The following is a 26,244-nucleotide window of genomic DNA, read 5'->3' as shown; positions in this document are numbered from 1 at the left end:
GACTCCACCATGTCCCTGTTTTCGATCCTGGGCGCCGTCGAGATCGGCCTGATTTTTGCGCTGGTGTCGCTGGGCGTCTTCATCTCGTTTCGCCTGCTGCGCTTCCCTGACCTGACGGTGGACGGCAGCTTCCCGCTCGGTGGCGCGGTGTGCGCGGTGCTGATCTCCCGCGGCAGCGATCCGTTCACCGCCACCGTGGCGGCCACCCTGGCCGGCGCCGTGGCCGGGTTCATCACCGGATGGCTGAACGTGCGCCTGAAGATCATGGACCTGCTGGCCTCGATCCTGATGATGATCGCGCTGTTTTCGGTCAACCTGCGCATCATGGGCGGACCCAACATCCCGCTGATCAACGACCCCACGGTGTTCAACCAGACCCAGCCGGTCGGGATGGATGACTTCTGGTGGCGCCCGACCCTGATGCTGCTGATCGTGATCGGCTGCAAGCTGGTCACCGACTGGTTCTTCTCCACCGAGCGCGGCCTGGCCATCCGCGCCACCGGCTCCAACCCGCGCATGGCGCGTGCGCAGGGCATCAACACCGGTGCCATGGTGCTGCTGGGCATGGCCTTTTCCAACGCCCTGGTGGGCCTGGCCGGCGCGCTGTTCGCGCAGACCCAGGGCGGCGCCGACATCTCGATGGGTATCGGCACCATCGTCATCGGCCTGGCCGCGGTGATCGTCGGCGAGAGCATCATCTTCTCGCGCCGCATCGTGCTGGCGACGCTGGGCGCCATCCTCGGCGCCATCGTCTACCGCTTCTTCATCGCCATGGCGCTGAACAGCGACTTCATCGGCCTGAAGGCCCAGGACCTGAACCTGGTGACCGCCGTGCTGGTGACGATCGCCCTCATCATCCCGCAGCTCAAGCGCAAGACGGCGGAAGCGCCGCGCAGCCTGTGAGCGGAGACCCGACATGCTGAGCGCCCAGGACCTGCACATCACCTTCAACGCCGGCACGCCGATCGAGACGCGCGCCTTGTGCGGCATGTCGCTGGAAATCCCGGCCGGCCAGTTCGTCACCGTGATCGGCTCCAACGGCGCCGGCAAGTCGACCTTCCTGAATGCCATCTCGGGCAACCTGAGCGTCGACTCGGGGCGCATCGTGATCGACGGGCTGGACGTCACGCGCGAGCCCGTGTGGTCGCGCGCGCAGCGCGTGGCACGCGTGTTCCAGGATCCGATGGCCGGCACCTGCGAAGACCTGACGATCGAGGAGAACATGGCACTGGCGCAGCAGCGCGGCACGCGCCGCGGCCTGCGCAGTGCCGTCAAGAGCGCCGAGCGCGCGCGCTTCCGGGAGCGCCTGGCCACCCTCGGCCTGGGGCTGGAGAACCGCCTCACGGACCGCATCGGCCTGCTCTCGGGCGGCCAGCGCCAGGCCGTCAGCCTGCTGATGGCGTCACTCCAGCCCTCGCGCATCCTGCTGCTCGACGAGCACACCGCCGCGCTCGATCCGCGCACCGCCGACTTCGTGCTGCGCCTGACCTGCCGGATCGTCGAGGAGAACCAGCTGACCACGATGATGGTCACGCACAGCATGCGCCAGGCGCTGGACGTCGGCGAACGCACCGTGATGCTGCACCAGGGCCAGGTGGTGCTGGACGTCTCCGGCGAGGAGCGTGCCCGCATGGACGTGCCCGACCTGCTGCGCATGTTCGCCAGGGTGCGCGGCGAGGAGCTGGCCGACGACGCCCTGCTGCTCGGCTGAGGCACGACCGCCGAGACGCCGCGGCGCACTGCCGCAAGACACCACGAAGGCACGACGCGCGCGTGACGCCGCTCACCCGCGGCACGCGCAGGCACCGGCCTGGACCCATCGCCTGGACCACGCGTGGTTCTAGGACCACGCGTCGGCTGCTCCTATCATCGATTGCAGCCACCCAGCCAGCATGGACCATGGTTCGGATGGTCGACCCCGACCGCCTGCGCATACCCCGCGCGGCGGGCGGTGATCGGGTACTGCACCACTTGCCGTGGCGATCTTCCAACCCGCAGCGGAGCATCATGGACATTCGAGAACTGCATCTCATCGTCGCCGAGAGCCACCCGCCCTCGGGCACGCCCGTCGCTCCGCCGGCGCTCAAGGTCGCCGCGTGCGCGGTGCTGCACAACCCGCACCAGGGCAGCGCGAGCACCGCGATCCTGGACGAGTGCGCCGCCGAGTCGGCACGCATCGGCGAGATCCTGGTGCAGAAATGCCTGCAGGCGATGGGCGAGCGCAAGCCGATCGCCTTCGGCAAGGGCGTGCTGGTGGGCGAAGCCGGCGACCTCGAGCAGGGCGCCGCGATGATCCACTGCCGGATCGGGCTGGCGATGCGGTCGGCAATCCGGGCCGGCTACGCGCTGATCCCCGGCAACGCCAAGCGTGGCGGACCCGGAGCTTCACTCGACGTGGTGCTGGGCGGCATCGATGACGGCTGGCACTACGACGCGATGGACACGCTGGAAGTCCGGATCCCGGGCGCGCCGCGCGCCGATGAAATCGTGCTGGCCGTGGCTTTCGGCACGGGGCGGCCGAACGCGCGCATCGTCGGGGCCAGCGAGGCAACCGTGCGCGCCCTGGTCGATCGCATGCGCGGTGCCGGCTGACCGCGGCAACCGGGTTCCCGATGCAGCCCGCGCACCCACCGGTCCGAGCGGCCGCGACGGCAAGCCACGACACCTCGCCAACGGAGACATCATGAAATCACGCAACTTCCTGATCGGCCTGTGCCTCGCCCTGGGCCTGGCCTGCGGTGCCAGCCAGGCACAGACGGTGATGCGCATCAGCATCGCCACTTCGCAGGACTCGCACCAGGGCGTGGCCATCGACACCTTCGCGCGCGAGGTGGAGCAACGCACCCAGGGGCGCTACGTCATCAAGACCTTCTACAGCGGCGCGCTCGGGGGCGAACGCGAGTACGACGAGGCGGTGCAACTGGGCACGCAGGAACTGGCCTTCTCCACCACGGGGCCGATCCCGAATTTCGTGCCCGAGACCAAGATCCTCGACATGCCCTTCCTGTTCCGCGACAAGGCGCACGCGCGCGCCGTGCTGGACGGACCCATCGGCCAGGAGCTGCTGGCGAAGTTCGAGAAGCACGGCTTCAAGGCGCTGGGCTGGGGCGAGAACGGGGTCCGGCACATGACGAACAACGTGCGCCCCATCAACCAGCCGGCCGACGTCAAGGGGCTCAAGATGCGCACCATGGAAAACCCGGTCCACATGGCAGCATTCAAGGGCCTCGGGATCATCACCACGCCGATGGCTTTTCCCGAAGTCTTCACGGCACTGCAGCAGGGCACGGTGGACGGGCAGGAAAACCCGCTCTCGATCATGATCGCCGGCAAGTTCGACCAGGTGCAGAAATACCTGACGCTCACCGGCCACGTCTATTCGCCCTGCGTCTGGCTGATGAATCCGGGCGCCTGGGCCCAGCTGAGCGCGGCCGACCAGCAGGCCTTCCTGGACGCCGCGCGCGAGGGCACCCGCGCCAACCGGGAGCGCGTCGACAAGGACGACGCCTCCGGCGTCGCATATTTCCGCTCGCATGGCGTGCAGGTCATCGAGAACGTCGACAAGGGCCGATTCGTCGACGCCCTGGCCCGGGTGAATGCGCAGTTCGAGAAGGATTTCGGCGCCGAAAACATCCAGCGCATTCGCGACCACAAAGGCTCCTGAAGCCGCGGCAGCGGCCCGCCGCGGCACCGCGCACGCAGGCGTGACTGCCAGCACCAGCGGTGGGGAAATACGCGAAAACCCCGTACCGGCGTCGCCGTTGCATGCCCATAATGGCCGACCTGCGTGGCGCGCGTCTGCCTGCGCCCGGTCATCCCCATCCGCCATCTCTTCAGGAGTTCCCTTCCATGAAACTTCACGCTTTGGTTCTTGGTGTCGCCCTGACGCTCGGCCTGACCGCCGGTGTCAGCGCGCAAACCTCCATGCGCATCAACATTTCCGTGGCGCAGAACTCGCACCAGGGCATCGCCATCGACACCTTCGCGCAGGAGGTGGAGAAGCGCACCAACGGCCGCTACAAGATCCAGACCTTCTACAACGGGGCCCTGGGCGGCGAGCGCGAATCGGTCGAGGCCGTGCAGCTGGGCACGCAGGAGCTGACCTTCACCTCCACCGGGCCGATCCCCAACTTCGTGCCCGAAACCAAGATCCTCGACGTGCCGTTCCTGTTCCGCGACAAGGCACACGCGCGCGCCGTGCTCGACGGCCCGATCGGCCAGGACCTGCTCAAGAAGTTCGAGCCCAAGGGCATGGTCGGCCTGGCCTGGGCCGAAAACGGCTTCCGCCACATGACCAACAGCAAGCGTGACGTGCGCACGCCCGAGGACCTCAAGGGCCTGAAGATGCGCACCATGGAGAACCCGGTGCACATCGCCGCCTACAAGGGCTTCGGCATCATCACCACGCCGATGGCCTTCCCCGAGGTGTTCACCGCCCTGCAGCAGGGCACGGTCGACGGGCAGGAAAACCCGCTGCCGGTCATCATCTCGGCCAAGTTCGACCAGGTGCAGAAGCACCTGTCGCTGACCGGCCACGTGTACTCGCCCTGCATCTTCCTGATGAACAAGGAAGCCTTCGACAAGCTCAGCGCCGAGGACAAGCAGGCCTTCATCGAGGCCGCCAAGGAAGGCACCAAGGCCAACCGCGCGCGCGTGGACGAGGATGACGCCAAGGGCGTGGCCGACCTGCGCAGCAAGGGCATGACGGTGATCGACGATCTCGACAAGTCCAAGTTCGTCGCCGCACTGGCGCCGGTGAACGCGCAGTTCGAGAAGGAATTCGGCAAGGACAACCTGGATCGCATCCGCAACTACAAGTAATGCCCGGCGACCAGCAGTCCGCCGCGCGGCACGCCCCGGCGTGACCGCCGACAGCGCCCGTCCGCACCGCGCGGCGGGCGTTTTCGTCTGCCACCAAGCATCATGAGAATCCTGATCCTGCGCGTGGAACACTGGACCAGCCGCATCGCCCTGGTGCTGGCCTGCGCCATGCTGGCCATCGCCTCGGGCCTGGGCGTGTTCCAGGTGTTCATGCGCTTCGTGCTCGAGCAGCCGGCCGAATGGACCGAGGTCCTGATCCGCTTCTCGCTCATCTGGATGGTGTTCCTGGCCTGCCCGATCGCCTTCCGCCAGGGCTCCATGATCAGCGTCGACGCGCTCTACCGCGCCGTGCCGCCGCGCCTGCGCCGCGTGCTCGACCTCGTGATCTCGCTGGCGGCGCTGACGCTGATGGTGATCATCCTGTGGTGGGGCTGGGACTACGCGCTGCGCGGTCGCGTGCAGAGCATGGCCGGACTGGAATCGATCTCGATGTTCTGGGCCTACATCGCGCTGCCGGTGGGCGCGGTGTCCTCGATGCTGGGCATCGTGGCCCACTACCTGGATCCGCGCCACCTCGAACTGGAGACGGCGCAATGAGCGGCAGCCCCGAAACCCGCGTCATTGCGCGCCCGAGCGCCACCAGCGGTAGCACGCCATGACCGGCGCCATGCTCATCACCATGATGCTGGGCTTCGTGCTCAGCGTCTCGGTCGCGGTGTCGATCGGCCTCGCGGCCATCGTCGGCATGCAGGTCAACCACGCGCCGATGCTCATCTCCGTCAAGGAGATGTTCAACGCGCTGAACAAGTTTCCGCTTGCCGCCATCCCCTTCTTCATCCTGGCCGGCAACCTGATGGAGACCGGCGGCATCTCGCGCCGCCTGGTCGACTTTGCCAAGAGCATCGTCGGCGGCATCCAGGGCGGCCTGCCGATGACCTGCGTGCTCACCTGCATGATCTTTGCCGCGGTCTCGGGCTCGTCGGTGGCCACCACCTTCGCGATCGGCGCGATCCTGATCCCGGCGCTGATCAAGGCCGGCTACCCGACCACCTGGGCCGCGGCGCTGCAGGCCACCAGCGCCGAGCTCGGCGTGATCGTGCCGCCCTCGATCCCGATGATCCTCTACGGCGTGGCGGCCGAGGTCTCTATCGGCGAGCTGTTCATTGCCGGCTTCGGCCCCGGCATCGTGATCGCCGGTGGCCTGATGCTGTTCATCTGGCTCTACTGCAAGGTCAAGGGCTGGGGCAAGCACGACGGCGACGGCCGCATGGGCGTGCTGGCGGCCACGCGCAAGGCCGTCTGGGCCCTGCTCATGCCGGTGGTGGTGCTGGGCGGCATCTACGGCGGCGTCTTCACCCCGACCGAGGCGGCGGCGGTGGCCGTGCTCTACGCCCTCGTGATCGGCGTCGGCATCCACCGCGAGATCGGCCTCAAGGACCTGGCCGAGGCGCTGCGCAAGTCGGTGATCTCGTCGACCGTGATCATGTTCATCATCGCCAATGCCGGCCTGTTCGCCTTCCTCATCACGCGCGCCGGCATCCCCGAGGCGATCGGTCTGTGGCTGGCCGAAACGTTGAAGTCGCCGCACTGGTTCCTGCTCGGCGTCAATGCCGCGCTGTTCGTCATCGGCATGTTCATCGAAACCAGCGCCGCCATCATCGTGCTCGGGCCGATCCTGGCGCCGGTGGCGGCGCACTTCGGCGTCGATCCGGTGCACTTCGGGCTGATCATGGTGGTCAACCTGGCGCTGGGCATGATCACGCCGCCCTTTGGCGTCAACCTGTTCGCGGTCTGCACCGTGGCCAGGGTCTCGCTCGACCGCATCATCAGGCACCTCGTGCCCTTCGTGCTGGTGGTGCTGGGTTGCCTGATGGTGATCACCTACGTGCCCTGGATCTCGCTGGCACTGCGCGATCTGGTGTATCGCGGTTAGCACGTAGAATCCGCCTCTGTCAGGAGAGTGCGCCACCCGCCGTCGGTGACGCCGCCGAAGGCGCGAGGCGCGGCCAAAACGCTCAGGCAAAAGGACTGGCAAGCGTCCGGGGCGACCCGGGCGTCCCCTGCTGGAGAGAGAAGGCCGCGCCAGCGGCCTTCCACCGAAGGAGCAAGCGCCGCATCGCCGACGCGAATCTCTCAGGTAAAGCGGACAGCCGGGCATGGCCACGACCTGCAAGGGTCGTGGGTTGCCCCTTCATGAAGGAGACCCCCAGCATGTCCGACGCCGAACTGAAGAAGACCCCGCTGCACGCGCTGCACGTCGAACTGGGCGCGCGCCTGGTGCCCTTTGCCGGCTACGCGATGCCGGTGCAATATCCGAGCGGCCTGATCGCGGAGCACAAGCACACGCGCGAGGCCGCCGGCCTGTTCGACGTCTCGCACATGGGCCAGCTCGAACTGCTCGGCCCCGATGCCGCGGCGGCCCTGGAAACCCTGATGCCGGTCGACGTGCTGGGCCTGGCCATCGACCGGCAGCGCTACGGCCTGCTGCTGTCGGAGGAAGGCACGATCCTGGACGACCTGATGTTCGTCAACCGCGGCGGTGACCGGCTGTTCCTGATCGTCAACGGCGCCTGCAAGGCGGCCGACATCGCCCACATCCAGGCGCGCATCGGCGATCGCTGCGAAGTGCGCCCCATGCCGGAGCAGGCGCTGCTGGCCTTGCAGGGGCCCCAGGCAGCGCTGGCGCTGGAGCGCCTGGTGCCGGGCGTGCGCGCGCTGGTGTTCATGACCGGCGGCGCCTACAACTGGCAGGGCACGCCGCTCTACGTCACGCGCAGCGGCTACACCGGCGAGGACGGCTTCGAGATTTCGCTGCCGGGCGAGCGCGCCGAGGCCTTTGCACGCGCCCTGCTGGCGCAGTCCGAAGTCCGGCCGATCGGCCTGGGCGCGCGCAACTCGCTGCGGCTGGAAGCCGGCCTGTGCCTCTACGGCAACGACATCGACACCACCACCACGCCGATCGAAGCCGGGCTGAACTGGGCGCTGCAAAAGGCCCGGCGCAGCGGCGGCGCACGCGCTGGCGGCTTTCCGGGCGCGGAACGCATCCTGGCCCAGCTCGAGGGCCGCACGCCGCTGGCGCGCCAGCGCATCGCCCTGATGGCCAGGCAGCGGGTGCCCGTGCGCGAGCCAGCCGAGTTGCAGAACCTGGACGGCCAGAGCGTCGGCCAGGTCACCAGTGGCCTGCTCAGTCCCACGCTCGATCGGCCGATCGCCATGGGCTACGTGCGACCGGGCTACGCCACCATCGGCACCGAGCTGTTCGCCATGGTGCGCGGCAAGCCGGTGCCCATGGAGGTCGTCGCCACGCCGTTCGTGCCGACGCGCTATTACCGCGGCTGAGCCAGCGCGCATCGATTCCCGACACCCACCCTCTCTTTTTCAGGAGCAAGCATGAGCCTCAAGTACACCGAAGACCATGAATGGATCCGCGTCGAGGGCGACATCGCCACGGTCGGCATCACCGAACATGCCCAGGACGCCCTGGGCGACGTGGTATTCGTCGACCTGCCCGAGGTCGGCCAGAACTACGCTCAGAAAGAGACTGCCGGGGTGGTCGAAAGCGTGAAGGCCGCCGCCGACATCTACATGCCGGTCGGCGGCGAGGTCACCGAGGTGAACGAAACCCTGCGTGCCGAGCCCAGCCTGGCCAACAGCGACCCGCTGGGCGCCGGCTGGTTCTTCAAGGTCAGGCTCAGCGATCCCGCGCAGCTGGACGCACTGATGGACGAGGCCGCCTACCGCGCCTTCAGCGCGGGGTGACTCGCGCGGGTCCAATGGGACCCGGCATCGAGAACAGAGCATCCGTACGCAGAGGACGCGAAGGTCACGCAGAGGACGCAGAAGAGACTTCAAACGTTTTTTCCGCGTCCTCCGCGAAATCCCTGCGCCCCCTGCGCATGGATGTTTTTTCGCATCCCGCTTGCATACCTCCGGCCCCCACTCTTTTGCTTCACACCGCCATGAGCCGCCCCACCCTGTCCGAACTCGAGAACCCGAGTGAATTCGTCGCCCGCCACATCGGCCTTGCGCCCCAGGACGAGCAGCGCATGCTGGCCGTCATCGGTGAACCGTCGCGCCGCGCCCTGATCGACTCCATCGTGCCGCGCAGCATCGTGCGCAGCGCGCCGATGGACCTGCCCGCGGCGGCAAGCGAGGCCGATGCGCTGGCCGAGCTGAAGGCGATCGCAAGGCGCAACCGACACGAGATGAAGAGCTTCATCGGCCAAGGGTACTACGGCACGCACACGCCCGGAGTGATCCTGCGCAACATCCTGGAGAACCCCGCCTGGTACACGGCCTACACTCCCTACCAGGCCGAGATCAGCCAGGGCCGCATGGAAGCGCTGGTCAACTTCCAGACCATGGTGATGGACCTCACGGGCATGGACATCGCCAACGCCTCGATGCTGGACGAGGCCACGGCGGCGGCCGAGGCCATGACCCTTGCGCGCCGTTCGGTCAAGGCCAAGGGCAACGTGTTCATCGTCTCGGGGGACTGCCACCCGCAGACCATCGAAGTCATCCAGACGCGCGCTGCGCCGCTCGACTTCGTCGTCAAGATCGTTCGCTCGACGGAGGAATGGATCGCCGCCATCGACGGCGACGACTACTTTGCCGCGCTCAACCAGTATCCCGGATCCAGCGGCTGGCTGGCGGACTGGCAGCAGAGTGCCGACGCGATTCACGCGAAGGGCGCCGCCTTCATCCTCGCCGCCGACCTGCTGGCCCTCACCCTGCTGAAGAGCCCCGGCGAGATGGGCGCGGACATCGTCGTCGGCACCACGCAGCGCCTGGGCATGCCGATGGGCGCGGGTGGTCCGCACGCGGGCTACATGGCCTGCAAGGACGCCTTCAAGCGCAGCCTGCCGGGACGCCTGGTGGGCGTAAGCATCGACGCGCATGGCGACCCGGCCTATCGCCTCGCGCTGCAGACGCGCGAGCAGCACATCCGGCGCGAGAAGGCCACCAGCAACATTTGCACCGCCCAGGTGTTGCCGGCGGTGATCGCCAGCATGTACGCGGTCTACCATGGCCCCGCGGGGTTGACCCGCATCGCTCGGCGCGTGGCGCGCCTGACGGCGACGCTGGCTGCCGGCCTGGCCCAGCTCGGCCTGGCCCCGCTGCATGCCAGCGCCTTCGACACGCTCACCATCGACCTGGGCAGCGCCGATGCCGCCCAGGCCGTGATCGAACGCGCCCTGCGGGCTGGCGCCAACCTGCGCCTGCTGCGCAGCCAGTGCGTGGGCATCTCGCTGGATGAAACCAGCACGCGCGCCGACCTCGTCCTGCTGTGGCAGGCTTTTGCGGGCGCGGGCCAGGCACTGCCTGACGCGGCCACGCTGGAACAGGGCGCGCCCGACCTGATCCCGCCGGCGCTGCGCCGCACCAGCGCCTTTCTCACGCATCCGGTGTTCAACACCCACCACAGCGAAACGGCGATGCTGCGCTACATCCGCAGCCTGAGCGACAAGGACCTGGCGCTGGACCGCAGCATGATCCCGCTGGGCAGCTGCACCATGAAGCTCAACGCCACCAGCGAGATGATTCCCATCACCTGGCCGGAGTTCGCCCACATCCACCCGTTCGCCCCGGCCGATCAGCGCCAGGGCTATGCCGAGCTCGATCGCCAGCTGCGCCGCTGGCTGTCGTCCATCACCGGCTACGCCGACGTCAGCCTGCAACCCAACGCCGGCAGCCAGGGCGAATACGCCGGCCTGCTGGCCATCCGCGCCTACCACGCCGCGCAGGGCCAGGGCCAGCGCGACATCTGCCTGATCCCGGCCAGCGCGCACGGCACCAACCCGGCCAGCGCCATGATGGTGGGCCTGAGGGTCGTGGTCACGGCCACCGACGCCAGCGGCAACATCGACGTCGACGACTTCCGCGCCAAGTGCGAGGCGCACGGCGAGCGGCTCGCCTGCGCCATGATCACCTACCCCAGCACGCACGGCGTGTTCGAGACGCAGATCAAGGAAGTCTGCGCGCTGGTGCACCAGCACGGCGGCCGGGTCTACCTCGACGGTGCCAACCTGAATGCCATGGTCGGCCTGGCGGCGCCGGGCGAGTTCGGCGGCGACGTGAGCCACCTGAACCTGCACAAGACCTTCTGCATCCCGCACGGCGGCGGCGGACCCGGCGTCGGCCCGGTGTGCGTGGTGGAAGACTTGGTGCCCTATCTGCCGGGGCACGCCACCGCCGGCGACCGCCGCGCCATGGGTGCCGTGAGTGCCGCACCCTACGGCAACGCAGGGGTCCTGCCGATCTCCTGGATGTACATCCGCATGATGGGCGCCGACGGCCTGACGCAGGCCACCGAGGCCGCCATCCTCTCGGCCAACTACATCAGCAAGCGCCTGGCCGGCCACTACCCGACGCTCTACGCCAGCGGCAACGGCCATGTGGCGCACGAGTGCATCCTCGACCTGCGCGGCTTCAAGGACAGCAGCGGCGTGCTGGCCGAGGACGTCGCCAAGCGGCTGGCCGACTACGGTTTTCACGCGCCCACGCTGTCGTTCCCGGTCGCGAACACGCTGATGGTCGAACCCACCGAGAGCGAGGACCTGGCCGAACTCGACCGCTTCATCGACGCCATGATCGCCATCCGCGCCGAGATCGCCCAGATTGAGCGGGGCGAGTGGCCGCAGGACGACAATCCGCTGAAGAACGCCCCCCACACCGCCGCCAGCCTGCTCGTCGCCGACTGGCCGCATCCGTATGCGCGCGCGATCGGCGGCGCACTCGGGGCCGCGGCGGCGGGCAGTGTCAAGTACTGGCCGCCGGTGGGTCGGGTGGACAACGTCTACGGCGATCGCAACCTGTTCTGCAGTTGCCTGCCGGTCGAGGAGCTGGCTTGACGCCGTCGCGCACGGGAGTCCCGGGATGCCCAGCGAAAATCTGAAACCGGAGAAGCTGGCCGTCCTGATCGACGCCGACAACACGACCGCCGCATGCGCGCAGGACCTGCTGGAGGAGATCGCGAAGTACGGCATTGCCAACGTCAAGCGCATCTATGGAGACTGGAGCAGCCCGGCGCTGGGCGGCTGGCGCAGCATCCTCCTGAAGCACGCGCTCGTGCCGATCCAGCAGTTCGCCTATACCAGGGGCAAGGACGCGACCGACGAGGCCAACCGGATGTATTGCCGAAAAATCCCCTTCATCGATCTCGTCAAGCTGCTCGATGAAGCCTTCAACAAGTTCAGGAGCGCCAAGGGCTGGGCCAACCTGGATGTGGTCGAGAAATACGTGAAACCGCGCTGGAACTGGCAGGAATACGGGTTCGACAGCTTCCCCGACCTGCTGGCGAGAGTGGATCACGTTGACGTCGGAAGCGACGGCATGCGCATGCAGGCGCCCCCCGCGTCGTAGGCCAGACCTTGCCATCCACGCCCGCTTCATGGCGCAAGTGACCGTCCGCCGCGTCGACTACGCCAGCGCACCGGACCGCGCGGCGCTCGTCGCCCTGCTCGATGCCTACGCGCGCGACCCCATGGGCGGCGGCGTGGCGCTCGCCGACGAGGTGAAGGCCCGCCTGTGCGACGACCTGGCGCGCCTGGCCACGGCCGCCAGCTTCATCGCCTGGATGGACCGCGAGCCGGTGGGCCTGGTCAACACGTTCGCAGGCTATTCCACCTTCAAGGCGCGACCGCTGCTCAACGTGCACGACATTGCGGTATTGCCCGCGCACCGGGGACGCGGCATCGCCCAGGCCCTGCTGGGCGCCTGCGAGGCCCATGCACGCCAGCAGGGCTGCTGCAAGCTGACGCTGGAGGTGCTCCAGGGCAACACCCGCGCCCTGCGCAGCTATGCGCGTTTTGGCTTCGCACCCTATGTGCTGGATCCAGACGCAGGCCAGGCACTGCTGATGCAGAAGTGCCTGACGCCCGATGGATGAAGCCGACCCGAGCCGAGCGTCGTGATCGCCCCCGCCTCCACTGGCCACGTACTGCCGGATTTTCCTGGCACTCTGGGCCAGTCTCGACGCCGGATTTCGTTCCTGTCCATTTGTTGCCGCCGAACCCGACCGTGAACATCCTGCCCTGGTACCCTGCAAGCTGGCGCGAAAAGCCGGCGCGTCAGCTGCCCGCATATCCGGATCCCGCTGCGCTGGCCGACGCGTGCCAGCAGCTCGGCGCCTTCCCGCCGCTCGTGGCCGAGAGCGAGGTCGCCGCCCTGCGCGCCGACCTGGCCGAGGTCGCGGCTGGCCGCGCCTTCCTGCTGCAGGGCGGCGACTGCGCCGAGGACCTCGATGCGCAAGGCGGCACGCCGGCGCGCGAGACCCTGCGCGTGCTGCTGCAGATGGCGGTGGTGCTGACCTATGGCGCGGCGCGCCCGGTCGTGAAGGTCGGCCGCATCGCCGGCCAGTACGCCAAGCCGCGCTCGGCCGACACCGAGACCCGGGACGGCGTCACCCTGCCGAGCTATCGCGGCGACATCGTCAACGGCGCCGAGTTCAGCGCGGCCGCGCGCATGCCCGACCCGCAGCGCCTGCTGCGCGCGTATTCGGCCAGCGCCGCGACGCTCAACCTGCTGCGCGCGCTGACCCAGGGCGGCTTTGCCGACTTGCACCAGCTGCACCGCTGGACCAGCGACTTCGTGCGCGCCAGCCCGCAGGGCCAGCGCTATGCGCAACTGGCCGATCGCATCGGCGAGGCGCTGGCCTTCATGGCGGCCTGCGGGTTCACCCAGGACAGCGCTGCGCCGCTGCGTGCGGTGCGCTTCTACACCTCGCACGAGGCCCTGCTGCTGCCCTATGAGGAAGCGCTGACGCGCCGGGACGACGCGGTCGGGGACTGGCATGCCACCTCGGCGCACCTGCTGTGGCTGGGCGAGCGCACGCGCCAGCCCGACGCGGCACACGTCGAATACCTGCGCGGCATCGCCAACCCCGTGGGCGTGAAGATCGGGCCAGGCGCGCCCCCGGACGACGTGCTGGCCCTGCTCGAGCGCCTCAACCCCGCGCGCGCTCCGGGCCGCGTCGTGCTGATCACGCGCATGGGCGCCGGCCGACTGCCCGAGCGCCTGCCACCCCTGCTGGAGGCGGTCCGGCACAGCGGCCACCCGGTGGTGTGGAGCTGCGACCCGATGCACGGCAACACCGTCACCAGCAGCCACGGCGTGAAGACGCGCGACTTCGGCCGCATCGTGCAGGAGGTGCGCGGGTTCTTCGCCGCGCACGCGGCCTGCGGCACGGTGGCCGGCGGCCTGCACGTCGAGCTCACCGGCCTGGACGTGACCGAATGTCGCGGCGGCGGGCAGAACCTGGGAGACGACGACCTGGCGCGGCGCTACACCAGCGCCTGCGATCCGCGGCTGAACGGCTCGCAGAGCCTGGAGCTGGCCTTCCTGGTGGCGGATCTGCTCAAGGCGCAGCGCGGCTGAAGCGACACCCCTGCGTCGCTGCGCGCCATCCTCCCAAGGGGAAACGCATCCGTGGCCAGGGGAGCCGTGCCCCTGCGCGCACCGGCTGGCCTGCTCCACGGCCAACGCAGCGGTGCTCCCTCATGCAGCGCAAGCGGCACGAGCCGCGGCGGAGCCATGGGGACGAACGCGCGTTCCCCGCGACCAGCGTCAGAAGACCTTGCTGCGCGTCAACCCAAATCCCGCAGCTGGATACGCCCGTCGGTGCCGTCCTCGGCGTGCCAGGCCGGGGCGAGCACCGCTGCCCCAAAGGGGCATGCGCGCCCCTGGGCGAAGCGAACGGGTGTGCCGCGCGACGCGCCACGTCCCATGGCGCGGCGAGGGTGGTGCTGGCGGGTGCATGGCGCGCTCACCCAACCGGTGCGCGTGATCGAAGCGTCCAGGCTCGATGCGCATGCGGCGCTCGAGAAGTCACCAAGCGGTCAACTGCCGTTTTTAGGTTCAGGCAACGCTGAACAAGTCCCTCGCGCGCTGCGCATCCCTGCCTGCGGCGGTCTGCGGCGTTGCAAATGCTCGCAATAGCTTCGGCTATTGCTGCGCTTCGCGCCTTGCATCCCATCCCCATGCAGGGTGCGCCGCATCACGGAGACTTATTCAGCGTCGCCTTCAATGACAAGGCGGCCATTCACCTTGCCCGCATGGCCCAGCGCCACGCCTCATGTCTTTCAGCGCCGCAAGGGTATCAGGCGGCAGCGCGCCTGGGCCTTCAATTCCAGCGCCCGCTCACCCCGCCCAGGCTGAAGCGGCCCGCGCCCTGCAGCAGCAACACCACGCTCATCAGCAGGTAAAAGCCCTGCAGTTCCAGTTCCCAGCCACCGGTCTTGCCGATCGCCCACAGGTGATCCATGTGCATCAGGCCAATGGCAAACAACATGCTGACAATGGCCAGCAGCGCCCCGACGCGTGAAAACAGCCCCAGGATGATGAGCACGGGCGCCAGCACTTCGCCGGCGTATACGCCGTAGGACACGAAGGCTGGCAGGCCGCGCGCCTTGAGCGGCCCTTCCAGCCAGTCGACGCCGTAGCGCAGCTTGGCGATCCCGTGCAGCAGCAGCAGGATGCCCAGCGTCAGGCGCAGGACCAGCTTGCCCAGATCATCGGCGGTGGAATTCGGCATCCGTATTGTTCCTCCTGGTTCGGCCGTGCCGCGCTTGCACGCCAGACCTTCCGGCAAGGAGCCGGGCTGGAGCCGCGCAACGCCTGCGGTCGGCAGGGTTTATATCATGGACGGGTGCAACGCCGGCGCGCGATGATGGCCCGGCGCCGCGCCGCGCTGGAAGGCGCGCCATCGCCCACTCCACTCACAGGAACCGATTCCCATGCCCGAATTCGTCGACCCCTCGCCACCGGGCGAATGCATCTTCTGCAGGCTGGTGGCCGGCCAGATCCCCGCCGCCCGCGTCCACGAAGACGAGTTGACCCTGGCCTTCATGGACCTGGGCCAGGTCAACCCCGGCCACGTGCTGGTGGCCACCAAGCGCCACGCCGAGACCCTGCTGGACATCACGCCGGAAGAAGCCGGCGCGGCCATGTGCACGGCGCGCCGCATCGCGCTCGCGGCACAGGCGGCGTTCGCGCCAGAGGGCTTCACCGTGCTGCAGGCCAACGGCGCCGTGGCCAGCCAGACGGTACGTCATTTCCACCTGCACGTGTTGCCGCGCCATGCGGGCGACGGCGTCGACCTGGCCTGGCCGCGCAAGGAGCCCGGTCCGGCGGTGCTGGAAGGCTACGCCGCGCAGTTGCGCGCGGCGCTGCGCCGGGGCGAGGCGGCGTGAGCATGGCAGCACGGGAATCCGGAGCCATCACCGACGTCCGCGGCATCCGGGTCGGCCACCATACCGACGCGCGCCGCCCGACCGGCTGCAGCGTGGTGCTGGCGCACGGCGCGAGTGGCGGCGGCGCCGTCGGTGGCGTGGACGTGCGCGGCGCCGCGCCCGGTACCCGGGAGACCGATCTGCTGGACCCGGCCAACCTGGTCGGCGAGGTGCATGCCGTGCTGCTGGCCGGCGGCAGCGCCTGGGGCCTGGACGCCGCAGCCGGCGTGATGCGCTGGCTGGACGAGCAGGGCCGTGGCCTGACGGTCGGCGACGCGCCGGGCCAGCGCGTGCCGATCGTGCCGGCCGCGGTGCTGTTCGACCTGCACCTGGGCGATGCGCGCATCCGGCCCGATGCCCGCGCCGGCTATGCGGCCTGCCAGGCGGCCAGCGCGGAGGCCCCGGCGCAGGGCAACGTCGGCGCCGGCGCCGGGGCCAGCGTGGGCAAGCTGTTCGGCATGGCACACGCGATGAAGGGCGGCATCGGCAGCGCCAGTGTGACCCTGGCCGGAACCACGGTGGGCGCGCTGGTCGCCGTCAACGCGCTCGGCGACGTGGTCGATCCGGCCACCGGCGCAGTGCTGGCCGGCGCCCGCAGCGACGATGGCCGGGGCTTGCGCCACAGCGTGCGCGCAGCGTTGGCGGGGGAGCCGCCGCTGGCCATCCTGGCGGGCAGCAACACCACCATCGGCGTCATCGCCACCGACGCCCCGCTTGGCAAGGCGCGCGCGCGCCGCCTGGCCGGCGCCGGCCACGACGGCCTGGCACGCGCCATCCGGCCCGTGCACACCCTGAGCGACGGCGACACCCTGTTTGCCCTGGCCACCGGCCAGGCACCGGCACTGGACTTCAACGTACTGTGCATCATGGCCGCCGAGGCGGTGGCGCAGGCCTGCGCCAATGCCGTGCGCGCGGCGCACAGCCTGCGCCTGGACGGCTCGTGGCTGCCCGCGGCCGACGACCTGGCGCGCCCCCGCGCAAACCCGGGAGCGGGCGGCGCATGAGCCCGCCCACCCTGCCCGGCCCGGACGGCCTGGAACGCTGCGGCTGGTGCCTGGCCACGCCGCAGTACCTCGCCTACCACGACACCGAATGGGGCTTTCCGGTGACCGAGGATCGGCGCCTGTTCGAGAAGCTGTGCCTCGAAGGCTTCCAGGCCGGCCTGTCGTGGCGCACCATCCTGGAAAAACGCGAGCAGTTCCGCCGTGCCTTTGCCGGCTTCGACTTCGACCAGCTCGCACGCTGGGGCGAGCCGGAGGTGGCGCGTCTGCTGCGGGACGCCGGCATCGTGCGCCACCGCGGCAAGATCGAGGCGACGCTGAACAACGCGCGCCGGGCGCAGGAACTGGCGCGGGCGGAGGGCTCCCTGGCGGCCTACTTCTGGCGCCACGAGCCGAACGCCGACGAACAGGCCGCGTGTCGCCACGCGCCCACCTCGCCCACCTCGATCGCCCTGTCGCGCGAATTGAAGCGGCGCGGTTGGCGGTTCGTCGGCCCGACCACGCTGCAGGCCTTCCTGCTGGCGATGGGGCTGGTGAACGGCCACGCCGAGGGTTGCGTCGTGCGCGGCCAGGCTGCCGCCGCGCGCGTCGCCCTGGCACGGCTGCCTCAATAGCGCCAGAACACCTGCTGGATCCGCTCCGGATCGCGCTCCTGCGTGAGCGCCAGGGCGGCCAGCAGTCGCGCGCGCTGCGGATTCTGGTCGTCGGTGACGACCCAGCCGAGCGCTTCGTCGTCCACGCAGCCACCGCGCGCCAGCGGCCCGCCGGTGCGCGAGGCGCGCACCAGCAGCACGCCGCGCGCGCGCAGCTCGGCCAGCGGCGCCTTCAGGTATGCGGGCACCGTGCCGCCGCCAAAGCCGGCGTGCACGATGGCGCGCGCACCCAGGCTGGCCCATTGGTCGTAGATCTCGCGCCGCATGTTGCCGTGGCTGGTCACCACGCCGACCAGCGGCAAGGCCTCGATGTCTTCGATGTCGAATGCGCTGGCCACCGTGTGCGGGCGCTCCAGCGCCCGGTACCAGCGCGGCATGCCTTCCACCACCAGCCCGAGGGGACCGTGGGGCGACGCAAATGCTTCGACGCGCTGGCTGTGCGTCTTGGCGACGTCGCGCGCGCTGTGCACCTGCTCGTCCATCACGACCAGCACGCCGCGCCCGGCGGACGATGGCTGCGCCGCCACCGCCACCGCGTGCAGCAGATTGGCCGGCCCGTCGGCCGACACTGCCGTGCCGGGGCGCATCGAGCCCGTCAGCACGATCGGCTTGGACGAATGCACCGTCAGGTGCAGGAAGTATGCCGTTTCTTCCAGCGTGTCGGTGCCGTGCGTGATGACCACGGCATCGACATCATCCTGCCTGCACAGCGCCGCCACCTTGCGCGCCAGCTGCAGCAGGCGCTCGTCGGTGAAATCGGCCGAGTCGATCTGGAACAGCTGCTCGGCGCGCAGCCGCGCGAGCTGGCGCAGGCCGGGCACCTGGCGCGCCAGCTCGTCGATGGTGACCACCGCAGCCTGGTAGGCGGCCGAACCGGCCCCGGTCGTCGCGCCACCACCGGCGCCGGCAATGGTGCCACCCGTTCCCAGCAGGACCACATGTGACAAAGCCGATGCATCCATCCCCTGCATGCCGCTCCAGAAGCAAGAAACCCCAACAAGACGTCAGTCTCGTTGGGGCCGCAATTGGTAGGCGCGATTGGACTCGAACCAACGACCCCCACCATGTCAAGGTGGTGCTCTAACCAGCTGAGCTACGCGCCTGAAGATCGATTCGAAGCGCGCAAGTTTAGCAGAAACGAGGCGCTTCAGCGCCGGCGCGCGCGGCGCACGCCGGCCACTTCCTGCACCTGGCGCAGCACCTGGGCCAGGCGCCGCGTGTCGTCGACCTCGACCACGAAGGTCATCTGCGCCCAGCCGCGCACGGTCTGGGTGCGCACGCCGATCACGTTCATCTTCTCGCGCGAGAACACTTCGGAGATGTCGCGCAGCAGGCCCTGGCGATCGACCGCCTCGACCGAGACGTCGACCGGGTAGGACGGCGCGCGACCCGAGGCCGGCGTGCTCCAGTCGACCTCGATCACGCGCTCGGGCTCGCGCGCGGCGAGGTCGCGAAAGCTCGGGCAGTCGCGCCGGTGCACGGTGACGCCGCGCCCGCGCGTGACGTAGCCGGCAATCTCGTCGGGCGGCGCCGGCTTGCAGCAACGTGCCGGTTGGGTGAGCAGCGAGTCCTGCCCCACCACCAGCACGCCGCCGCGTGCCTTGCGCTCGGCCGGCAGCTTGCGCTGCAGCAGTTGGGCATCGGGGTCGGGCGCCGGCTCGGGCGGGTGCAGCACGGCCTCGATGCTGCGCAGCGACAGCTCGTCCTTGCCCACGGTCTCGAACAGCGCGTCGTGCGACTTGAAGCCCAGATCGGCGGCGAGCTGGTCGAGCGACAGTGCGGTGCGGCCCTGGCGCTGCAGCAGCTTCTCGACCATCTCGCGGCCGCGCGCGATGGTCTCGCGCGCGTGCTGGGCGTTGAACCAGGCGCGCACCTTGGCGCGCGCGCGCGGCGAGGCCAGGTAGCCGAGCTCGGCGTTCAGCCAGTCGCGCGAGGGGCCGCCCTCCTTGGCCGCCGTGATCGCCACCGTCTGGCCGTTCTGCAGCGGGGTGTTGAGCGGCACCATGGCGCCGTCGACGCGCGCGCCGCGACAGCGGTGGCCGAGTTCGGTGTGCACGGCGTAGGCGAAGTCGACCGGCGTGGCGCCGGCGGGCAGCTCGACCACCGCCGCTTCGGGGGTGAGCACGTAGATGCGGTCGTCGAACAGGCCCTGCGCCGCCGCCCCCGACAGGTCGCGCTCCCAGGCCAGCAGCTGGCGCAGCACGGCGATCTTGGCGTCGTAGTCGCTGCTGGCCGACACGCCGCCATAGCCCTTGGTGCCCGCCTCCTTGTAGGCCCAGTGCGCGGCCACGCCGTGCTCGGCGTGCTCGTGCATGGCCTGGGTGCGGATCTGGATCTCCCAGGCGCGGCCGTCCGCGTCGCGCACCACGGTGTGCAGCGACTGGTAGCCGTTGATCTTGGGCCGCGCGATGTAGTCGTCGAACTCGCCCGCCACGGCGGCGTAGTGCTGGTGCACCCAGTCGAGCGTGAGGTAGCAGTCGGCGACGCTCGGCACGATGACGCGCAGCGCACGGATGTCGAACACCTGGTCGAACGCCAGGCCCTTGCCGCGCATCTTGCGCACGATCGAGCTGATGTGCTTGGGCCGGCCGGTGACCACGGCCTCGATGCCCTGCGCACGCAGCGCGCGCTCGATCTCGGCCCGGCGCTGCTCCAGCGCGGCCTCGCGCTCGGAGCGCTTGGCATCCAGCAGGCGTGCGATCTCGCGGTAGGCCTCGGGCTCCTGGGCACGGAAGATCAGGTCTTCCATTTCCCACTTGATCTGCCAGATGCCCAGGCGGTTGGCCAGCGGCGCGAACACCTCGTGCGCCTCGCGCAGCAGGCTCGGCGCCGGCGGCTGGCGCGTAGCCGTGCAGAAGCGCAGCGTCTGCAGGCGCGAGGCCAGGCGCAGCAGGATCACGCGCAGGTCGCGCGAGAACGCCAGCAGCATCTTGCGCACCGACTCGGTCTGCTCGGCCGCGTCGCTGGCATCGTCGACGCGCTCCGCCCGGCCGTCGCGCGAACGGCGTTGCAGGCGCTCGAGCTTGGCGGTCTCGATCGCCAGGCGGGCAAAACCCGGTCCGAAGGCCTTGGCGATCACCTCCTCGGGCCGGTTCAGCTGGGCGCTGGCGTAGCTCAGGTAGGCGGCCGCCTGCACCGTCTCGTCGCCGCCGATGCCCGCCAGGATGCCCGCCACCCCGTCGGCGTGCGCCAGCAGGTTCTCGCCGGAGTGCGTGGATTCTCCTGCCAGCAGCGGCTCGGCAAAGGCCCGCGCGCGCGCGCAGACTCCGGCCTGGGCCAGCGGCTCGTTGACCGCGACCACGACTTCCGCCAGCGCGGTCTCGCCGGGCGCGTTGCGCTCGACCGGCTTCATCACGGCTGCCCCTCCCGCGCCGCCGGCGGCAACAGGAAATCCAGCACGCACTGCACCTGGTCCGGGTCGCGCAGCATCGGTGCATGCCCGACGCCGCGGATCTGGATGCAGCGCGCACGCGGCCCGCGCTGGGTCATGGCATGTGCCGTGGCAGCCGACAGCAGGTCCGACTCGGCGCCGTGCAGCAGCAGGGTTTCGGCCGTGATCTGGTCGTACAGGCGCCACAGCAGCTGCTCGGCCTGCGCCAGCGCCGCAGGCGTGAGCCCGGCCATCGGCGCGGCGATCGCCGGGTCGTAATGCAGGCGCCAGCGCCCGTCCGCGCCCTGCCGGAGCATGGGCCGCGAAAAATCGAGCCAGTCGGCGTCGCTGCACGGCCCGAAGCCCTGCGACAGCGTGCGCAGGTAGGCGACGCCCGCCTGCAGCGTGTCGAAGTCCGGCGCCCGGCCGACGTAGTCGCGCATCTGGGCGATGGCCGGCCACTCGATGCGCGGCCCGACGTCGTTGAGCAGCAGGCGGCCAAGCGGGGCCGGCAACGGCAGTCCGGACATGCCGGCCAGCGTCATGCCGATGATGCCGCCCATGCTGGTGCCGACCCAGTCGAAGCCGGCCAGCGGCGCCTGTTCGTGCAGTTGCCCCAGCAGGGTCAGCAGGTCGGCCACGTAGAGGGGGTAGTCGTAGCCGGCAGGGTCGCGCAGCCAGTCGCTGCGCCCACGTCCCACCACGTCCGGGCAGATGACACGCAGGCTGCGCCCCCGGGCCTGCGTGCGCGCCAGCAGGGCCCGCGCCAGCACGTCGAAGTCACGCCCCTGGCGCGTCAGGCCATGCACGCACAGCACGGCGTGCGGTGCCCGCGCGTCGCCCCACTGCCACCAGGCCATGCGGTGCTCGCCCCCCGGATCGGGGCAGGCGAGGTGGCAAAGCGTGGGGTCCGACATGGCGCTCAGCGGGCTGGGCAGGGCGCGGCGAAAACCGCACGACCTGCAGCCTGGATGCTAAGACAAACGGGAATTTCCGGCAGGCTGGCTGCCCGGCGCCATGGCCGGCCGCCCCCCGCATCGGCGGCATGACTGCCTCGGGGCCGGGCGCAACGGGGGATTCGTGCGCGGCCGCTGGGTCCGTCAGGGCTGGATGGGCACCTGATCGGCGGCCGAAGCGGTGGCCTGGCCGGCATGCAGGCCATGCCAGGCCTGGCGGACCTGTTCGCGCAGTTCAAGCCGCTGCTCGGGCGTGAGTCGCCGATCCTGGGCCAGCACCTGTGCATCGTCCGGGCGGCTCTGCGCCTCGATGATCTTCCACAGCGCGCTGCGTTGGGCCGCTGCCTCGTCGACCTGCGCCGCACCGGGCGGCGTGGCAGCCGCGGGCGTCGCCGCCGACTCACCGACAGCCTGCCCCCATCCGGCCAGCGGCAGCGCCAGACCCGCGACCAAGGGGATAAAAACAAATCGCTTCATGACAAATCCTGCAGCTGCAACCATCTCACAGCCGCCGCGTCGAAGTCCGCTTCATCCGCGCTTGTCGGGGCAACAGATGTAACATGCTGAAAATCAAGGCGAAAACCCCGGGTCCCGCGTGGTATCCGGGTCACAATGGGCTTGTTACATTTTCGGGACCCGGACTGAAGCACACATGAACCAGACCACCCACCGCACCGACAAGATCGTCGTCGTCGATGACGACGCACGCATCCGCGACCTGCTGCGCCGCTACCTGGCCCAGGAAGGCTTTGAAGTCATCGTGGCCGAGGACGCCAAGGCCTTGTCGCGCATCATGCTGCGTGACACCATCGACCTGATCGTGCTGGATCTGATGATGCCCGGCGAAGACGGCCTGTCGGTGTGCCGGCGGCTGCGCGCGGCAGGCGACAAGACGCCCATCATCATGCTCACGGCCAAGGGCGAGGACGTGGACCGCATCGTCGGCCTGGAAGTGGGCGCCGACGACTACCTGGGCAAGCCGTTCAACCCGCGCGAACTGCTGGCGCGCATCCATGCCGTGCTGCGCCGTCGCCCGCCCCAGGAGGCCCCGGGCGCGCCGTCGGCCGAAAACGAGTCCGTCGCCTTCGGGCCGTTCCAGTTCGACCTGGGCGCGCGCGCGCTGCACAAGAATGGCGAGGAGATCTCCCTGACGACGGGCGAATTTGCCATGCTCAAGGCGCTGGTGCGCCACCCGCGCCAGCCGCTGTCGCGCGAAAAGCTGGCGCAGCTGGCGCGCGGGCGCGAGTTCGAGCCGTTCGATCGCAGCCTGGACGTGCAGGTCTCGCGCCTGCGCAAGCTGATCGAGCAGGACCCGGCCAACCCGAGGTTCATCCAGACCGTGTGGGGCGTGGGCTACGTGTTCGTACCGGACGGCAGCTCCTGACCCCCACCGTCCCCTCCCCTCTCCCGCCGGAGATGAGCGCGGCCACGTCGCCATCCCAAACGGGCGCCATCGAGCCGACCCGCCCCGACCAGCTGGGCGACTCGATGAACGCGCCGCTCGAGCTCGAGCCCGGCCCGCGTCCACCGCGCGTCAGCGTCAGCCTGTTCTGGCGCACCTTCTTCCTGCTGATCCTGCTGCTGGTGGGCAGCACCCTGGGCTGGTACCAGTTGTTCCGTACGCTCGAATACGAGCCCCGCGTGATCGACAATTCCCGCCAGATCGCGTCCCTGGTGAACCTCTCGCGTGCTGCGCTGATCCACTCGGACGCGATTGCCCGGGTGTCGCTGATCAAGACCCTGGCCGAGCAGGAAAAGGTGCGCATCCTGCCACGCGAGCCGGGCGACCGGTTCGAGCCGTTCGCCCTGAACGAGCTGGAGCAGGGCATGAGTCGCGAACTGCAGACGCGCCTGGGCCCGGGCACGGTGGTGGCGCGCAATGTCAATGGCGAAGACGGCCTGTGGGTCGGCTTCTCCATCGAGGGCGACTCCTACTGGCTGCTGATGGATCGCTCGCGCGTGGGCGCGCTGGTGGGCGGGCCGACCTGGCTGCTCTGGCTGGCCACCATCGGCGCGCTCTCGCTGGTGGGGGCGGCGATCCTGGCGCGCCTGATCAACCAGCCGCTCAGGCAGCTCTCGCTGGCGGCAGCGCGCGTGCGCGAGGGCGACTACCTGCGCCACCGGCTGGACGAGGGCGCGCTGTCAAGCGAGATCCGCGAGGTCAACATCGGCTTCAACCGCATGGCCGAGCAGCTCTCCAAGATCGAGCAGGAGCGCGCCGAGATGCTGGCCGGCATCTCGCACGACCTGCGCACGCCGCTGGCCCGGCTGCGGCTGGAAACCGAGATGAGCGTGCCCGACGCCGAAGCGCGCGAGCACATGGCGGCCGACATCAGCCAGGTCGACACCATCATCAGCAAGTTCCTCGACTACGCGCGCCCGGACCACATCGCGCTGGAGACTATGCCGCTGGCGGAGGTCGTGAAAGCCAGCGTGCTGCCCTTCACCGGCCGCGAGGACATGCAGGTGCAGGTCACGATCCCGCCCGAGTACCGCGTTGTGGGCGACGAGATCGAGCTGTCGCGCGTGCTCTCCAACCTGCTGGAAAACGCGCGCCGCTACGGTCAGTCCAACGACGGCGTGACGCGCGTGCGCATCGCCGCCACGCTGCAGGACAACTGGGTCGTTCTGCGCGTGCGCGACCACGGCCCGGGCGTGCCCGCCGAGCAGCTGGCGGATCTGACGCGGCCGTTCTACCGCGGCGACAGCGCGCGCACCTCGGCCTCCGGCGCCGGCCTGGGACTGGCGATCGTCGTCAAGATGGTGGAGAACATGGGCGGCACGCTGCAACTCGTGAACAGCCCGAGCGGCGGACTGATGGCGGTGATCCGGCTCACCAGGGGCTGATCAGCCGCGCACCAGCAGCACCACGGCGCGTGCCTCGATCGCCGCGCCCTGCCCCACCGGCCCCAGGCGCTCGGCAGTCTTGGCCTTGACGTTGACCTGCCCGGCGGCGACGCCCAGCGCGCGCGCGATGGCCGCCACCATGGCGGCGCGGTGCGGCGCCAGGCGCGGCGCCTGCGCGATGACGGTGGCGTCGACGTTGCCCACGCGCCAGCCCGCCGCGCCCACGCGTCGCATGGCCTCGGCCAGCAGACTGGAAGAATCGACCCCCCGGAAGGCCGGATCGCTGTCGGGAAAGTGCGTGCCGATGTCGCCCAGGCCGGCCGCGCCGAGCAGCGCATCGGTGATCGCGTGCAGCAGGACGTCGGCATCGGAATGGCCGAGCGCGCCGCGATCGTGCGCCAGCGTCACGCCGCCAACGACGAGCGGGCGGCCCGGCACCAGGGCGTGCACGTCCCAGCCTTCGCCGATGCGCCAGGGCATTGGATGGTTCATGAGCAGTCTGCCTGTGTTGGTGACGAAATGACGGATTGATGAAGTGACCGCGGCGCTGGCACGCTGGCGATGACGCCATGGCTCCATACGCGGCCCATGGCCGGCCGCGCCAGCGGCCGGCTCTCAGCGTGCCAGCACGGTCATTCCATCGCCGGTGATTGTTTCACGCGCGCCGCCAGCAGCGCCTCGGCCAGCGCGAAATCCTCTGGCCAGGTGACCTTGATGTTCTGCGCGCTGCCGCGCACCAGCAGTGGGCGCAGGCCGGCACGCTCGATGGCACTGGCCTCGTCGGTGATGCCGGCAAAACCGCTTGCCGCATGAGCCGCCAGCGCCGCGTGCAGCGTGCCGAGACGAAACATCTGCGGCGTCTGCGCCAGCCATTTGCCGGCGCGCTCGATGGTGGCGGCAGCGCGCCCGCCGACCTCGCTCTTGAGGGTGTCGGGCAACGGCAGCGCGAGCAGGCCGCCCACCGCGTCGGGCAGGCAGGCGTCGATCAGGGCATCGACCAGGGCAGGCGTGACCAGGCAGCGCGCGGCATCGTGCACCAGCACCCAGTCGGTATCGGGAACGCCATCGGAGCGCAGTCGCCCCAGGCCGTTGAACACGCTTTCGGCGCGCGTGGCGCCGCCGCAATCGGCCCAGTCCCAGGGCGCATCGGCCACGCGCAGGGTGAGGTCACCGGGCGCCGCCACGACCAGCACGCGCTCGATGCGCGCCACCCGGACCAGCGCGGCCAGCGTATGCCGCACCAGTGGCTGGCCAGCCAGGAACTGGTACTGCTTTGGCCCCGGCGTGCCGGCGCGCGAGCCGCTGCCGGCGCAGGGCACGAGGGCGTGGCAGCGTGGTGGCACGGCGTTCATCAGACACCTGCGC

Annotated in this window: 25 protein-coding genes, 1 tRNA gene and 2 riboswitches; of the genes, 18 read left to right on the top strand and 8 right to left on the bottom strand. The window is 69.8% G+C overall.

Translation table 11 applies throughout. The features are described 5' to 3' along the window. Positions 1-9 precede the first annotated feature (9 nt). The 13 genes from PKA16_RS02225 to PKA16_RS02165 all read left to right on the top strand — a co-directional run bounded on the left by PKA16_RS02225 (position 10) and on the right by PKA16_RS02165 (position 14,199). Entirely contained in the window at positions 10-903 is an 894-nt protein-coding gene (locus PKA16_RS02225; protein ID WP_324399959.1) for an ABC transporter permease, read from the top strand. 13 nt (positions 904-916) lie between these two features. Next, on the top strand, positions 917-1,711 hold the full coding sequence (locus PKA16_RS02220; RefSeq protein ID WP_324399957.1) for an ABC transporter ATP-binding protein: 795 nt from the start codon (positions 917-919) through the stop codon (positions 1,709-1,711). A gap of 296 nt (positions 1,712-2,007) precedes the next feature. Next, positions 2,008-2,592: an amino acid synthesis family protein gene (locus PKA16_RS02215; RefSeq protein WP_324399956.1), complete on the top strand. Its 585-nt coding sequence runs from the start codon at positions 2,008-2,010 to the stop codon at positions 2,590-2,592. 91 nt (positions 2,593-2,683) lie between these two features. Continuing rightward, positions 2,684-3,664, top strand: a complete 981-nt coding sequence (locus PKA16_RS02210) for a TRAP transporter substrate-binding protein (RefSeq protein ID WP_324399954.1) — start codon at positions 2,684-2,686, stop codon at positions 3,662-3,664. Between the two features lie 185 nt (positions 3,665-3,849). Continuing rightward, the gene (locus tag PKA16_RS02205) at positions 3,850-4,821 is read left to right on the top strand and encodes a TRAP transporter substrate-binding protein (protein ID WP_324399952.1); all 972 of its coding nucleotides are present in this window, start codon (positions 3,850-3,852) and stop codon (positions 4,819-4,821) included. Positions 4,822-4,923: 102 nt separating this feature from the next. Continuing rightward, positions 4,924-5,418: a TRAP transporter small permease gene (locus tag PKA16_RS02200; RefSeq protein ID WP_324399950.1), complete on the top strand. Its 495-nt coding sequence runs from the start codon at positions 4,924-4,926 to the stop codon at positions 5,416-5,418. Positions 5,419-5,476: 58 nt separating this feature from the next. After that, complete coding sequence (locus PKA16_RS02195) at positions 5,477-6,754, top strand: TRAP transporter large permease (protein WP_324399948.1); 1,278 nt, start codon at positions 5,477-5,479, stop codon at positions 6,752-6,754. Positions 6,755-6,764: 10 nt separating this feature from the next. Continuing rightward, positions 6,765-6,862, top strand: a riboswitch (glycine riboswitch). 12 nt (positions 6,863-6,874) lie between these two features. Beyond that, a riboswitch (glycine riboswitch) is annotated at positions 6,875-6,981 on the top strand. A 51-nt stretch (positions 6,982-7,032) separates the two neighbouring features. Next, positions 7,033-8,160: a glycine cleavage system aminomethyltransferase GcvT gene (gcvT, locus tag PKA16_RS02190; RefSeq protein WP_324399946.1), complete on the top strand. Its 1,128-nt coding sequence runs from the start codon at positions 7,033-7,035 to the stop codon at positions 8,158-8,160. 51 nt (positions 8,161-8,211) lie between these two features. Further along, complete coding sequence (gene gcvH, locus PKA16_RS02185) at positions 8,212-8,580, top strand: glycine cleavage system protein GcvH (RefSeq protein WP_324399945.1); 369 nt, start codon at positions 8,212-8,214, stop codon at positions 8,578-8,580. A gap of 200 nt (positions 8,581-8,780) precedes the next feature. Further along, entirely contained in the window at positions 8,781-11,675 is a 2,895-nt protein-coding gene (gcvP, locus tag PKA16_RS02180; RefSeq protein WP_324399943.1) for an aminomethyl-transferring glycine dehydrogenase, read from the top strand. Positions 11,676-11,700: 25 nt separating this feature from the next. Further along, the gene (locus PKA16_RS02175; RefSeq protein ID WP_324399942.1) at positions 11,701-12,186 is read left to right on the top strand and encodes an NYN domain-containing protein; all 486 of its coding nucleotides are present in this window, start codon (positions 11,701-11,703) and stop codon (positions 12,184-12,186) included. Between the two features lie 28 nt (positions 12,187-12,214). Continuing rightward, a complete protein-coding gene (locus PKA16_RS02170) occupies positions 12,215-12,712 on the top strand; it encodes a GNAT family N-acetyltransferase (RefSeq protein WP_324399940.1) in 498 nt (165 codons plus the stop codon). 137 nt (positions 12,713-12,849) lie between these two features. Further along, the gene (locus PKA16_RS02165; protein WP_349255494.1) at positions 12,850-14,199 is read left to right on the top strand and encodes a class II 3-deoxy-7-phosphoheptulonate synthase; all 1,350 of its coding nucleotides are present in this window, start codon (positions 12,850-12,852) and stop codon (positions 14,197-14,199) included. A 745-nt stretch (positions 14,200-14,944) separates the two neighbouring features. Here PKA16_RS02165 and PKA16_RS02160 read toward each other — a convergent pair. Next, on the bottom strand, positions 14,945-15,355 hold the full coding sequence (locus tag PKA16_RS02160; RefSeq protein ID WP_324399936.1) for a DoxX family protein: 411 nt from the start codon (positions 15,353-15,355) through the stop codon (positions 14,945-14,947). A 202-nt stretch (positions 15,356-15,557) separates the two neighbouring features. On the opposite strand from PKA16_RS02160, the gene PKA16_RS02155 reads away from it, so the two are divergent. The 3 genes from PKA16_RS02155 to PKA16_RS02145 are packed head-to-tail and all read left to right on the top strand — an operon-like array spanning position 15,558 to position 17,667. Then, on the top strand, positions 15,558-16,013 hold the full coding sequence (locus tag PKA16_RS02155) for an HIT family protein (protein WP_324399934.1): 456 nt from the start codon (positions 15,558-15,560) through the stop codon (positions 16,011-16,013). A 2-nt stretch (positions 16,014-16,015) separates the two neighbouring features. Beyond that, positions 16,016-17,056 carry a P1 family peptidase gene (locus tag PKA16_RS02150; RefSeq protein WP_324399932.1) on the top strand — a complete coding sequence of 347 codons (1,041 nt, stop codon included), beginning with the start codon at positions 16,016-16,018 and terminating at the stop codon, positions 17,054-17,056. Further along, positions 17,053-17,667, top strand: coding sequence for a DNA-3-methyladenine glycosylase I (locus PKA16_RS02145; RefSeq protein ID WP_324399930.1), 615 nt, complete (start codon positions 17,053-17,055; stop codon positions 17,665-17,667). Before PKA16_RS02150 ends, PKA16_RS02145 begins: the two co-directional genes overlap by 4 nt. Here PKA16_RS02145 and PKA16_RS02140 read toward each other — a convergent pair. From PKA16_RS02140 to PKA16_RS02120, 5 genes are all read right to left on the bottom strand, one after another. After that, positions 17,661-18,677, bottom strand: a complete 1,017-nt coding sequence (locus tag PKA16_RS02140) for an asparaginase (protein WP_324399928.1) — start codon at positions 18,675-18,677, stop codon at positions 17,661-17,663. The two genes, PKA16_RS02145 and PKA16_RS02140, sit on opposite strands and share 7 nt — an antisense overlap. Before the next feature lie 55 nt (positions 18,678-18,732). Then, positions 18,733-18,809: transfer RNA gene (locus PKA16_RS02135), tRNA-Val, on the bottom strand. A gap of 44 nt (positions 18,810-18,853) precedes the next feature. Next, positions 18,854-21,058, bottom strand: coding sequence for a bifunctional (p)ppGpp synthetase/guanosine-3',5'-bis(diphosphate) 3'-pyrophosphohydrolase (locus PKA16_RS02130; RefSeq protein WP_324400061.1), 2,205 nt, complete (start codon positions 21,056-21,058; stop codon positions 18,854-18,856). Next, the gene (locus PKA16_RS02125; protein ID WP_324399926.1) at positions 21,058-21,993 is read right to left on the bottom strand and encodes an alpha/beta hydrolase; all 936 of its coding nucleotides are present in this window, start codon (positions 21,991-21,993) and stop codon (positions 21,058-21,060) included. Before PKA16_RS02125 ends, PKA16_RS02130 begins: the two co-directional genes overlap by 1 nt. 183 nt (positions 21,994-22,176) lie before the next feature. Continuing rightward, positions 22,177-22,509 (bottom strand): hypothetical protein, encoded by a 333-nt coding sequence (locus PKA16_RS02120; RefSeq protein ID WP_324399924.1) that lies wholly within the window; start codon positions 22,507-22,509, stop codon positions 22,177-22,179. Between the two features lie 175 nt (positions 22,510-22,684). Here PKA16_RS02120 and ompR point away from each other — a divergent pair, with 175 nt between their 5' ends. Both ompR and PKA16_RS02110 read left to right on the top strand, forming a co-directional pair. Then, positions 22,685-23,416, top strand: a complete 732-nt coding sequence (gene ompR, locus PKA16_RS02115; RefSeq protein ID WP_324399922.1) for a two-component system response regulator OmpR — start codon at positions 22,685-22,687, stop codon at positions 23,414-23,416. Positions 23,417-23,520: 104 nt separating this feature from the next. Next, on the top strand, positions 23,521-24,879 hold the full coding sequence (locus tag PKA16_RS02110) for an ATP-binding protein (RefSeq protein ID WP_324400059.1): 1,359 nt from the start codon (positions 23,521-23,523) through the stop codon (positions 24,877-24,879). Here PKA16_RS02110 and ispF read toward each other — a convergent pair whose 3' ends face one another. Next, a complete protein-coding gene (gene ispF / locus PKA16_RS02105) occupies positions 24,880-25,359 on the bottom strand; it encodes a 2-C-methyl-D-erythritol 2,4-cyclodiphosphate synthase (RefSeq protein ID WP_324400057.1) in 480 nt (159 codons plus the stop codon). Positions 25,360-25,511: 152 nt separating this feature from the next. After that, the gene (ispD, locus tag PKA16_RS02100; RefSeq protein WP_324399920.1) at positions 25,512-26,231 is read right to left on the bottom strand and encodes a 2-C-methyl-D-erythritol 4-phosphate cytidylyltransferase; all 720 of its coding nucleotides are present in this window, start codon (positions 26,229-26,231) and stop codon (positions 25,512-25,514) included. Between the last annotated feature and the right edge of the window lie 13 nt (positions 26,232-26,244).

This window comes from Ottowia sp. (genome assembly GCF_035325765.1).
GTDB lineage: Bacteria > Pseudomonadota > Gammaproteobacteria > Burkholderiales > Burkholderiaceae_C > Ottowia.
Note: the sequence above shows the minus strand (reverse complement) of the source record. Positions and strands in the feature narration are given on the sequence as shown.